At 33.4% G+C, this 12,113-nt stretch carries 11 protein-coding genes; 7 read left to right on the top strand and 4 right to left on the bottom strand.

The features are described from left to right. Positions 1–4 precede the first annotated feature (4 nt). Positions 5–1,537, top strand: coding sequence for a hypothetical protein (locus V6246_RS17250; protein WP_341561706.1), 1,533 nt, complete (start codon positions 5–7; stop codon positions 1,535–1,537). Positions 1,538–1,545: 8 nt separating this feature from the next. Here the strand turns inward: V6246_RS17250 and V6246_RS17245 are convergent, their stop codons facing one another. The 4 genes from V6246_RS17245 to V6246_RS17230 all read right to left on the bottom strand — a co-directional run bounded on the left by V6246_RS17245 (position 1,546) and on the right by V6246_RS17230 (position 6,806). Further along, positions 1,546–3,048: an aminotransferase class V-fold PLP-dependent enzyme gene (locus V6246_RS17245; RefSeq protein WP_341561705.1), complete on the bottom strand. Its 1,503-nt coding sequence runs from the start codon at positions 3,046–3,048 to the stop codon at positions 1,546–1,548. A gap of 49 nt (positions 3,049–3,097) precedes the next feature. After that, complete coding sequence (locus tag V6246_RS17240; RefSeq protein WP_341561704.1) at positions 3,098–4,099, bottom strand: TlpA family protein disulfide reductase; 1,002 nt, start codon at positions 4,097–4,099, stop codon at positions 3,098–3,100. A gap of 3 nt (positions 4,100–4,102) precedes the next feature. Then, positions 4,103–6,058 (bottom strand): protein-disulfide reductase DsbD family protein, encoded by a 1,956-nt coding sequence (locus V6246_RS17235; protein ID WP_341561703.1) that lies wholly within the window; start codon positions 6,056–6,058, stop codon positions 4,103–4,105. 409 nt (positions 6,059–6,467) lie between these two features. Beyond that, positions 6,468–6,806 (bottom strand): DUF4870 domain-containing protein, encoded by a 339-nt coding sequence (locus V6246_RS17230; protein WP_341561702.1) that lies wholly within the window; start codon positions 6,804–6,806, stop codon positions 6,468–6,470. 170 nt (positions 6,807–6,976) lie between these two features. On the opposite strand from V6246_RS17230, the gene V6246_RS17225 reads away from it, so the two are divergent. The 6 genes from V6246_RS17225 to V6246_RS17200 all read left to right on the top strand — a co-directional run bounded on the left by V6246_RS17225 (position 6,977) and on the right by V6246_RS17200 (position 12,007). Beyond that, on the top strand, positions 6,977–7,741 hold the full coding sequence (locus V6246_RS17225) for a DUF3108 domain-containing protein (protein WP_341561701.1): 765 nt from the start codon (positions 6,977–6,979) through the stop codon (positions 7,739–7,741). 58 nt (positions 7,742–7,799) lie between these two features. Continuing rightward, complete coding sequence (locus V6246_RS17220; RefSeq protein WP_193744003.1) at positions 7,800–8,315, top strand: hypothetical protein; 516 nt, start codon at positions 7,800–7,802, stop codon at positions 8,313–8,315. A 130-nt stretch (positions 8,316–8,445) separates the two neighbouring features. Next, on the top strand, positions 8,446–9,450 hold the full coding sequence (locus tag V6246_RS17215) for a M28 family metallopeptidase (RefSeq protein WP_445819005.1): 1,005 nt from the start codon (positions 8,446–8,448) through the stop codon (positions 9,448–9,450). Positions 9,451–9,473: 23 nt separating this feature from the next. Continuing rightward, positions 9,474–9,875, top strand: coding sequence for a UPF0158 family protein (locus V6246_RS17210; protein WP_341561700.1), 402 nt, complete (start codon positions 9,474–9,476; stop codon positions 9,873–9,875). Between the two features lie 53 nt (positions 9,876–9,928). After that, positions 9,929–11,416 carry an ArnT family glycosyltransferase gene (locus tag V6246_RS17205; RefSeq protein WP_341561699.1) on the top strand — a complete coding sequence of 496 codons (1,488 nt, stop codon included), beginning with the start codon at positions 9,929–9,931 and terminating at the stop codon, positions 11,414–11,416. Between the two features lie 189 nt (positions 11,417–11,605). Beyond that, the gene (locus tag V6246_RS17200; protein ID WP_341561698.1) at positions 11,606–12,007 is read left to right on the top strand and encodes a hypothetical protein; all 402 of its coding nucleotides are present in this window, start codon (positions 11,606–11,608) and stop codon (positions 12,005–12,007) included. Positions 12,008–12,113: the final 106 nt, after the last annotated feature.

Raw genomic sequence — 12,113 nt, 5'->3', positions numbered from 1 at the left:
TCTTATGAAATTAAAGAAACATCTATTTATTCCTTTTTTATTATTAGCATTTTTTCAATTTACAATAAGCTTTTCGCAAGAGTTAAAACCTGCTAGCTTATTTTCAGACGGTATGGTTTTACAACGCGACATTCCAGTTCCTGTTTGGGGTACAGCAAAACCTAACTCAAAAATCACGGTGACTTTTGCTAACCAAAAACAGAAAACAAAAGCTGATAATAACGGAAAATGGATGTTAAAACTAGATCCATTAAAAGCATCTAAAATAGCCAGAGACTTAGTAATCTCTGGTGATTCTAAAGTGACTATATCTAACATTTTAGTTGGAGAAGTATGGATTTGCTCAGGCCAATCTAACATGCAGTTTAATGTGAATAATGTTCCTGAAATAAAATCACTTATTCCGTTTACAAAAAATATTAGAACCTTTCAGGTAAAAAATATAGTATCACTAGAAGAACAAGATGACGTTACCGGAACATGGGAAGTAACCAACCCGAGTAGCGCTGTTGCTTTCGGTTTTGCTTACTTTTTAGAAAGTATTGGTGATGTGCCTGTTGGTATTATTTTATCGTCTTGGGGAAGTTCTTCTCTAGAAGCCTGGATGCCAAGAAGTATGACCGCAGAATTACCGTATTTCAAAACCATAATGGACGATTTTGATAAAGATACAGTAACTCAAAACAGACTTAACAAGGCTATAAACTCACCAAAAGGCTGGAACATAAAAGAAGATATTTTTATGAGACGCCAACCTAATGTGGTATATAATGCTATGATGAAGCCTCTAGCGCCTTACGCATGTCGTGGACTCGTTTGGTATCAAGGTGAGCGTAACACACGTTATATTTCGGGTGTACCAGAAGTTACCGAAGCCAATTGGTTTCATAAGGTTGCCGGCATGAAAGAGTATGGCGATATTTTAAAACTTTGGATTCAGAATTACAGAAAAACATGGCAAAACAATAACATGCACTTCGCTGTAGTAATGTTGCCTGGTTATGGAAAAGGGACACATGCTAATCCAAATATTGACTCTAAAAGCCCTACTGCAGAATCTTGGGCATGGATGCGCGAATCTCAATTAAAAGTTTTAGAATTAGCTAATACAAGTGTTACAAACACCATAGATTTAGGTAGTGAAACCAATATACATCCTACTGATAAATTTCCTATTGGGCAACGTTTAGCACTTTCAGCCGCTAAACATACATTAAATCAAAATATAGTTGCAGAAGGCCCTGTTTTGGATCAAGTTGAAATAGAAAACAATAGCTTAATAGTTCATTTTAAAAACAGTAAAGGTTTAAAAACCAACAATAGAAAAGCACCTGAAGGTTTTTGGATTGCAGACGAATCTTTAAACTGGAAAATGGCAGACGCTAAAATAGAAGGTGAAACGGTTATTCTTCAAAATAAAGGGATTAACAATCCTGAATTTATCAGGTATGCTTTCGCAGGAAAACCAGATGTAAACTTAGTTAATGGTGCTAATTTACCTGCTTATCCATTTAGAACAGATGCTGATTTGAAATAACTAAAATTTTAAAACCAATTTTCGATAATTGCTTTTTCAGTATTTGGATTTGCTTTATGAATAAACTCATTTTTAATGGCGTTATAATCATAATCTTTACTCCAAGCCTCATGGTTTTTCGAAACCTGATCAATAGCATCACAAATAAAAATAACCTCAGCGTTTGTTAAGGTTGGATGGATAGACATTCTAATCCAACCTGGACGTTCCATTAAACAGCCTTCCAAAATTTTTACTTCTATAGATTTTGATGTGCTTTCATCTACATTTAATAAATAATGCCCATAAGTTCCGGCACAAGAGCAACCTCCTCTAGTTTGTACACCAAAGCGATCATTTAAAAGTTTTACAATTAAATTATAGTGTGCCTTTTCAATATAAAAAGAAAACACCCCTAGCCTATCGGTATGTTCTGGCGCAAGAATTTTCAGGTTTTCTATAGAAGAAAGTTTATCGAAAATTATAGCATTGAGTTCATGCTCGCGATCCAAAATATTTTGAACCCCCATTTTTTCCTTCAACTGAATAGAAAAAGCAATTTTTATGGTTTGCAAAAAGCCAGGAGTTCCTCCATCTTCTCGCGTTTCTATATCGTCAATATAATCATGATCGCCCCAAGGATTAGTATAACTCACCGTTCCTCCACCAGGATTATCTGGCACTAAGTTTTTATAAAGTTTTTTATTGAAAATCAATACTCCGGAAGTTCCTGGGCCACCCAGAAATTTATGAGGAGAAAAGGTAATGGCATCTAGATATTGTTCCTCATCTTCGGGATGCATATCAATATCAACATAAGGTGCCGAACATGCAAAATCTACAAAGCATAGCCCATTGTTTTGATGCATAATTTTAGCAACATCATAATACGGAGTTCGTATACCTGTAACATTAGAACAGCCTGTAATAGCTGCAATTTTTACGGGAACATGGCTATATTCTACCAACAACCTCTTTAAGCCCTCTAAACATGGTAAACCGTTGGCATTAGAAGGAATTACTTTTACACGAGCAATAGTCTCTAACCATGAAGTTTGATTGGAATGATGCTCCATATGCGACACAAAAATTATTGGTCGTTTTTCTTCTGGAACTTCCGTACTATCCTTTAAATTCTCGTTTAATTTAATACCTAAAATACGCTGAAACTTATTGATAGCACCCGTCATTCCTGTTCCAACCGTAATCAAAACATCGTCTTTAGAGGCATTAACATGTTTTTTTATGATAGCTCTAGCATCGTGATAAGCATGCGTCATTACGCTACCTGCTATAGAGGTTTCGGTATGTGTGTTGGCCACAAAAGGCCCAATATCATTTAATAATTTTTCTTCAATAGGTCGGTATAATCGTCCGCTTGCTGTCCAATCGGCATAAATTATTTTTTTCTTACCGTAAGGAGAATCAAAATGCAAATCGACACCAACAACATTATTTCTAAATTGCTCAAAATATGCTTCTAAATTACTGTGTTGATCTTTGGTTTTGAAAACACTTTTTAAGACACCCATTGCTGAAAATTAAAATGATTTAGATTGAAATATTTTAAACTCTAGAAATTTATATATCTAAAGAATTAAACAGCGCTTTTAATTGTGGGTTCGATGGTCTTGGCGCATCGGCCTTAACAACGTTACCTTGTGGATCGATTAATATAAACCTTGGAATACCAGTTACATTATAAGCCGTTACAAAAGAACGATCGTCTTTAGCAAATAACTGCACACCGCCTAATTCTTTTTCTTCAATCATAGTACGCCATTTGCTGTGTGCTTTTTCATCATCTACAGAAATGCTTACAAACTCAATATTTTTACCATGATATTCTTTTTCAACAGCTTTTAACGATGGAATCTCTGCTAAACAAGGGCCACACCACGTTGCCCATAAATCGATATAAACATATTTTCCTTTTAAATCGTCTAAAGATGTGTTGCCTCCATTGTAGTTTTCGTAATCCACAAATTTAGGAGACTCCTTACCGTTTAAACTCATTAAGCCTTGTTTTTGCTTATACATGCTATGCAATTGTTTTTCTAAACTTATCGCATCGTTTTGCTCACTTACTACAAATAACGAATCTAAATCTCCTGCTTTATCAAGTAAATCTTTAAACGTTTTGTTACTTTCTTTTACTTTTTCATTAAAGGCAGCTTCATCTAACTCAAACCAAGTTTCAATATCAAAAACCTCTTCCATAAGCAATGCTTTTTCAGCTAAATAATTACTAGCCTCTGCTCCTGTTCCTTCAAATTTAATGGTTTCATCGAAAGCTTTAGTATCTAACTTCATCTTTAAATCGTAACCATTTTTTAAATATACACGTGCTTGTTCTGCTCCATCATAAACTAAGAACACACCAGGCTCTACTTTTAAAGTATCCGAGAATGTTCCATCGGGTTTCACCTGAATAATTTTTGAAACCGTACGGCTTCTTACTAATAAAGAATCGGAATTTTGATTTGAAATTGTTCCGGAAAATGTAACATAATTTTTTGGCGCTTCTTCTTTACATGCTGTAAATACTAAACCTATTAATAATACGTAAATAAAATTCTTCATATGTTATTTTTTAAATTTTGAAATTCCTGTTTCTAGCCAGTTATGATAATCTTCTACATTTGGAGTATAACTTACCGGATCTAATAAATTGTCTTCATTATGATCCATTAACACGTAAAAAGGCTGTGTATTGGCTTTGTATTTTATAGTTTGTAGTTCGCTCCATTTCTGGCCAATGTACTTTAATTTTTTGCCGGGTTTTAATTTTGAATCAACCACATCTCCAGCTTCCAACGGACGTTTATCATCAACATACAAGGATATTAATACCACATCGTTTTTTAAAATGTTTAAAACTTCTGGTTTAGGCCAAACGTTTTGTTCCATTTTTCGGCAATTTACACAAGCCCAACCTGTAAAATCTATCATTACTGGTTTCCCTACTTTTTTAGCATAAGCCAAACCGGTATCATAATCATTAAAAGCTAAAATATCGTGTGGAGCTAATAAATGTGCTCCTTCTGGCAAATCTCCATGATCGTTAAGAGCCGCAGATCCGTTACCCGATCTTGTATAGCCAACACCGTATGGCGATTCGCTATAATCTTGTGGTGGTGGAAAAGCACTTATTAAATTTAATGGTGCACCCCAAAGCCCTGGAATCATGTAAATAGTAAAAGTTAAAACCACTAAACCTAAACTCAACCTACCAACTGAAATGTGTGGCAATGGCGAATCGTGTGGTAATTGAATTTTTCCGAAAAGATATAAGGCTAATGTTCCAAAAATGGCAATCCAAATTGCTATAAATACTTCGCGCTCTAATAAATGACCTTGCATTACTAAATCGGCTTGCGATAAAAATTTAAAGGCTAAAGCCAACTCCAAAAACCCTAAAACCACTTTTACGGTGTTTAACCAACCACCGGATTTTGGTAAAGAATTTAACCACCCTGGAAATGCTGCAAATAAAGCAAAAGGTAATGCAATGGCTAACGAGAACCCGAACATACCAACTATTGGCGCTAAACCACCTTTAGATGCTGCTTCTACTAACAAGGTTCCAACAATGGGTCCCGTACAAGAGAACGACACGATAGCTAAAGCTAAAGCCATAAAGAATATACCTATTAGTCCGCCACGATCGGCTTGCGAATCTACTTTATTCGCCCAAGAATTCGGTAACATAATTTCGAACGCTCCTAAAAACGACGTTGCAAACACCACTAATAATATAAAGAAGATAATATTAAACCATACGTTGGTAGCTAATGCGTTTAAAGCATCGGCACCAAAAATACCGGTTACGGCAGTACCAAGTAAAACGTAAATTACAATAATACAGATACCATAGATAATGGCGTTTTTAATTCCAACGGCCTTATTTTTACTTTGTTTAGTGAAGAAACTCACCGTCATAGGAATCATTGGGAAAACGCAGGGCGTTAACAAGGCTGCAAACCCTGATAGAAAAGCTATAAAAAAGATACCCCAAAGTCCTTGCTTAGAACTAGACTCGGTAGATTTAATAGCATTATTCTGAACGTTCTCTGCGGTTTTAGCAGCTGCATTTTCTGAAATTATAAAATTTAAATCGACTTCTGTTGGAGGCAAACAACGAGAATCGTCGCAAACCATAAATTCCACAAAAGCATTTATTGTAGAAACACCTTCGGCAACTTTTACTTTTTGCTTAAATGTTGCTGTTTTTTCAAAGAATTTAATTTCCATTTGAAAAACAGGGTCGTCGATAGTATGGCCTTCTTCTTCAAAAGTATTTCCTATTATTTTGAATTGTCCTTCGCTATCATCATAAGTAAACGTTGTTGGTATGGGACCATCTTGAGGTACCGTTTGAGAATACAAATGCCATCCATCGTCTATAGTTGCTTTGGAAATTAATTGATATTCGGTATCAGACAATTTTTCAACAGAAGTTTCCCATTTAACAGGCTCTAAAACCTGAGCTTGCCCAAATAAAAAGGATATTAGTGCTAAAAATAAAATTACGTTCTTCATTCCTCAAATTTATTATTAATTATGTAATAGTCTCTAGTTTTTGTATTTCTTTCAAAAAAGCATCAATATTAAACCATTTACCTCGTTTTATACCGTACTATTTTTAAGCTACAAAAACTACATGTGCTATAATGACCAGAAAACACGTCATTACCCTTAGTTAAATTCTGTTAAAATTTAAAAATTGGATTACATTAAGATATCATTACATCTATTTCCGGTCGAAATTTACAACATATTTTAAATGAAGTTTCAAAGATTATAAAACTTTAACACCCGCAACATCTAAACTGTGCCATACATAGATTTTTAGCAGTAAAACCAAGCTATAATTAAAACTTAAAACAAAAAAAACGTTCACTTAAACAGTGAACGTTTTAAAAGATCTCGAATTAAATAACTAATAAAATTAAGAGATAATATTGAATGTTAATGGATACGTTGGATTTTCACCACGACTTGCTCTTAATGCATTTACTATTGGTAAAATAATTGAAAGAAGTCCTAATGCTGCAAAACCTAGTAAACCTAAGCCAAAGAACAGTATTAATGGTACGCAGATGATAAACCAAACAATAAGACTTAACTGGAAGTTGATAATGCTTTTTCCATGGATATCCATTTGATTTACTCGCCCTCTATTGGCTAGCCATAAAATTAATGGCAACAATAAACTACCAAAGCCGGTTACTAAAGATATTAACTGACTTAAATGTGTAATAACTAATAATTGTTTATCGTTTCTCATGGTTTTGATATATTTTGATTGATGTATTAATATGACGCCGAGCTCTTTAATTTGTTACATAGACTACCATTAATTATTTATAAATTAAATGCTCTAGAATATTTTTCATGTTGTATTTTTGGCACAATAAATGATTAATGCCACGTTATAACATAAAACCAAACACATATATGATGCGTTTTACCCTACTTATAGCTTTATTTTTTTCGGTTGCCTTACAGGCACAAAATAATGCCATTGCCCCAGATGAAAAATTAGTTTACACGGCCTCTTACAACATGTCTGGTATTCTAAACGATATCGCCCAAGTTACCATGTCTACAGCAAAAGTGAACACTTCTAAAGCCACACTAATGCGTTTAAAAGTTACAGCTTTAACCTATAGCAAATGGGATAACTTTTTTAAAATTAGAGATTTATACGAAAGTTATGTAAGTCCAAAAACATTAACACCTTATTTATACAAGCGTGATATTAATGAAGGCGGTTATTACAAAGCCATGAAATACACCTTTAGCCATAAAACCAATACGGTTAAAACGGTGCAAACCAAAAAGAATAATTACGTAGAAAACAAAACAGTTTCTATAAACAAAGGGACAAAAGATATTGTTTCGGCTTTATATTATATTCGTTTGTTTGATTATGCTAGCATGAGCAAAGGCAGTAGCAAGAGCTTAAATATTATTTTCGATAGAAAAGAATTTAACGGTAAAGTAACCTATTTGGGTAAAGAAACCATTTCTACAGCCATTGGTACTAAGGAATGCTACAAACTATCTATTGGTGCAGATAGCTCTAGCGGCCTACAAGGCTCTAGTAACTTTTTATGGTTAACAGCCGATGAAAATAAAATTCCGGTTTACGGAAAGTTTAAAATTCCTGTTGGAAATGGTGAGTTAAAAATAAAATCGGCTTCTGGTTTAAAAAACTAAACCCGTTTTTTTAATGACTAACTTTATAACTCCCTTTATTGAATAAAAACACAAACTCATGAAAAAGATTTTCACCATACTCGCCGTAATAGCATCTGTTTTTGCAATCATTTTTTCGGTATTACCAATTTCTAACTTAGCCATTATTCCAGCGGTAGCAGCGCTTATTTTTGGTTTAATCGCTTTTTACTTATCTAAAAAAACAGGCGAAATTAAAAAAACCATTCAGTTTTCGTTTTTCTTAACCATTGCCGCTTTAGCTATTGTAACTTATAAATCTGTTTTTACAGCAACCGAAATTGCGAACACAGAGTTTATTGATGCTAAAGAAATGGAATCTGAAGAAGCTGCTTTAGACGATTTGGAAGACTTAGAAATAGAAGATCTAGAAATTGATGATGCTGATTTAGAATTTGATACCTCGGAATTAGAAATTGACGCACAAGAATTGGAAATAGAAGCTCCAGCATTGGAGGTTGAACCAGAAGCTTTAGAAATTAACGAAGCCGATTTAGAAAGCTTTGATGAGAACATAGAAATAGACGAATCGGATTTAGAAGATATTGAATTCTAACAAATAACTCTTTTCATATTAAGCTTTTCCTTAAAATAGAAAGCACAACTACAGCCCAAGTTAAATTATTTAGCTTGGGCTGTGTTCATTTTTAATTTTGTAATATCTTAGCAGATAAATTCTATCTCTTATGAAAAATCACCTTCCACTATGCTTAGTGGCCTTTACATTAATGGCTTGCAGTAGTTCTCAAAACAAATCTAAAACCACTGCTAACGCCGAAACTTACGCTAAAACAATTACAGCTGCAGAATTAAAAGACATGCTTTACACCTATGCCTCTGATGATTTTGAAGGTAGAAAAACAGGCGAACCAGGCCAAAAAAAAGCCATTGAGTTTATTAAGCAAGGTTACGTAGCAAACGGTATTCCTTCGCCTATTGCAGAAGGCGATTACTTTCAAGAAATTCCTGCTTCATTTTTTAAAGGCGATACCAAAGCTTCAGAAAATGTATTAGCTTATATAAAAGGATCGGAAAAGCCAGATGAAATTATTATTGTTTCGGCACATTTAGATCATATTGGAATCTCAAAAAATGGAGATATTAACAACGGAGCCGATGATGATGGTTCTGGAACGGTTGCCGTAATGGAAATTGCTGAAGCTTTTAAACAAGCTGCCGATAAAGGTTTTGGACCAAAGCGTTCTATTCTGTTTTTACACGTTACAGGTGAAGAAATTGGACTATATGGCTCACGTTATTATGCAGACGAAGATCCTGTTTTTCCTTTAGCAAACACTGTAGCTAATTTAAATATTGATATGATTGGACGTGTAGATCCTAAACACGAAAACAACGAGAACTACCTTTATTTAATTGGTGCAGATAAATTGAGTAAAGAATTACACGAAATCTCAGAATCTATAAATAAACAATACACTAAAATAGATTTCGATTACACTTATAATGATGAAAACGACCCGAATCGTTTCTATTACAGATCGGATCATTACAACTTTGCTAAAAACAATATTCCTGTAATATTTTATTTTAATGGTACGCATGCCGATTACCATAAACCAAGTGATACTCCAGATAAAATTAGATACGATTTATTAGAAACTCGTGCGAGACTTGTATTTTACACTGCTTGGGAACTTGCTAATCGCGATGAGCGCTTAAAACTAGATTAAACAAACTTATAAAATTTAAAAAAATGGGAGCCGTAGATCAATCTATTATAAAGAATATAGCTGAAGATTTAGACTGCGGCTGCACCTGTTTTTATAATATCAAAACTAAAGAAATTATAGCCATTCCCAGTTTTATGGATGGTTTTGATGATTTCGATGATGATGAATTTAAACCACCCACTGGAGATGATTTTATCAAAATCAATCCCTTAGAAGGTTCCGATTCCTTTAAAATAATGGAATCATTTGTACAGCAACTCCCTGAAAACGCTTTGCAGCAAGAACTAGAACATACCTTACGCAACAAAAAACCTTTTCAGAACTTCAAGTATTTAATTGAAGCTTCAGAGTTGAGAGTGTCTTGGTTTAACTTTAAGCAAAAAGAAATTGAAAAGTATGTGGTAATTCAATTGAATAAAGGTTGAATGGAATTAATCTTATACCGTAGTTGTAGTACATTTGAAATCATCATCAATCAATGAAAAAATATTTACCAATAATTCTAGTTTTATCCATTATCAAACTATTAATTCAATGGTTTGGAAATCGGAATTATGGCTTCCATCGTGATGAATTACTTCATTTATCAGTAAGTGAACATTTTGATTGGGGATTTATGGAATTCCCCCCTTTTATTGCTCTTCTCGGAAAATTATCTTATTGGTTTTTTGATTATTCACTTTTAGGAGTTAGGTTTTTTCCAACATTAGCAGGTATTGGAATTCTAATCCTATGTTGTTTAATAGCAAAAGAACTTGGCGGAAAATCAAAGGCTATTTTACTATCTGGAATATGTATCCTAGCATTTCTACCCTTTTACCGAAATCATACTTTATTCCAACCTGTTGCATTCGACCAATTATTCTGGACATTAGGATTTTATTTCATAATCAAGTTTATAAACTCACAGAACAAAAAGTTTCTAATTTTATTGGGAATTACTTTAGGATTAGGTTTAATGAACAAGTACACAATACTAATCTGGGCTTTTGGGCTTTTTATTGGTCTATTTTTCTACGAAAAAGGAACTATTTATAAAAATAAATGGCTGTACATTTCTGCGTCTATTTCACTAATTATTTTTCTGCCAAATATTATCTGGCAAACGCAAAATGACTTTCCTCTTTTAAAACATTTACAGGCTTTAAACGAAAACCAACTAAATGACACAAATCCAATGGACTTTGGTATAGAACAGTTAAACTTTCCCTTTACTTTAATTGTCAGCATTTTTGGATTAATATCACTTTTGGTTTGGGGTAAACTAAAAAAGTATCGCGTAATTGGAATAGCAACTATTATTATTTTTAGTACAATGTGGCTCTTAAATTCAAAAGCCTATTATGTGTTTGCTATTTATCCAGTTTTATTTGCAAGTGGTTCAGTCGTATTAGAATCATTACTTAAGAAAAAGCCAATTTTAATTTATGTAGTTGCAACCATTGTTTTAATTCCATCAATTTATTTTATTCCTGAACTTACACCAATTTTACCAATTGAAAAGTATGTTGAATATGCCGATTTAAAACAAGAAAATGGGCGAATAGAGCTAACTGGAGATTATGCCGATATGTTTGGATGGGAAGAACAAGTGAAATTAGTGGATAGTGTCTATAAAACATTGACACCTAAAGAGAAAGAGAACTGTGTCCTTTGGGCAGAAAATTATGGAGAGGCAGGAGCTCTGAAAATATTAGGAAAAAAGTATAATCTTCCAAATCCAATTAGCAGACACGGAAGTTTTTGGCAATGGGGTTTTGATAATAAAGAGGCAACTGTTTGGATAAGTTTGGGAAATGAAAAACCATCTGTAGAATATGTTTTTGAGAATATAGAATTAGTAAAAGTGATAACTCATAAATATGCCATTGGTGAAGAAAACGGAATACCATTGTACATCTGTAGAAATCCTAAAGTTGATATAGAAAAATGGTGGAAAGACTATGAAGAACATATATTTGACTGAAAGAAAAACGTACTACAACAACATGTATAATCAATTGCTTTGATTATCGCCTACTTGGAAATTCCTTCGGAATTTCCTCTGGTTCGTTTTTGTTTACTAACTTAGTCCTAGCCAACGAAACTGAACCATACACAAGACCGTTGTGGTGCATTTACTCAACTAACTCAAAAGATTGAAATTAAAGAAGATATGGAACGGAATTTTGTAAAAATATTTGAATGTTTCAATATTACTGGACTCGGACTTTTGACAGAATTGCAACATTATGAAAACGGAATTCCACCGAATACTCAAATAATTGACTCAAATACTGACGAAACTTGGATTGTAAAAAAAAGAGTTCATCACGGAATTTTAATTTTAGATAAATCCGAAAAGTATTTTGAATGCGAAATTGAATCGATGCACGTGGATAGCGTTTTCAAAACTCAATCGGAAAGGAAAATAGTAGTAGATAAAGAATTAGATAAACGAAAGAATGGTGTTTATATGTATTTAATAAAAGCTGAAAAGAAAAAACAGAAATCAAAACCTGAAATCGGAACTGAATTAAAAATAAAAAAACGACACCACAACAAAGTACTGTGCTAAAAAACAAGTAAAATCTTATTAATTTTTCACTAGCGTACTTTTATATTCCTTGTCAAATATTAAACCCGATTTTGCAATAGCAAAAGCTTGTTTTAGTAGCTTATTA

The organism is Algibacter sp. TI.3.09, assembly GCF_038154905.1.
In the GTDB taxonomy this organism is placed as follows: Bacteria; Bacteroidota; Bacteroidia; order Flavobacteriales; family Flavobacteriaceae; genus Algibacter.
The sequence above is the reverse complement of the archived record's forward strand: the minus strand, read 5'-3'. Positions and strand labels throughout refer to the sequence as shown.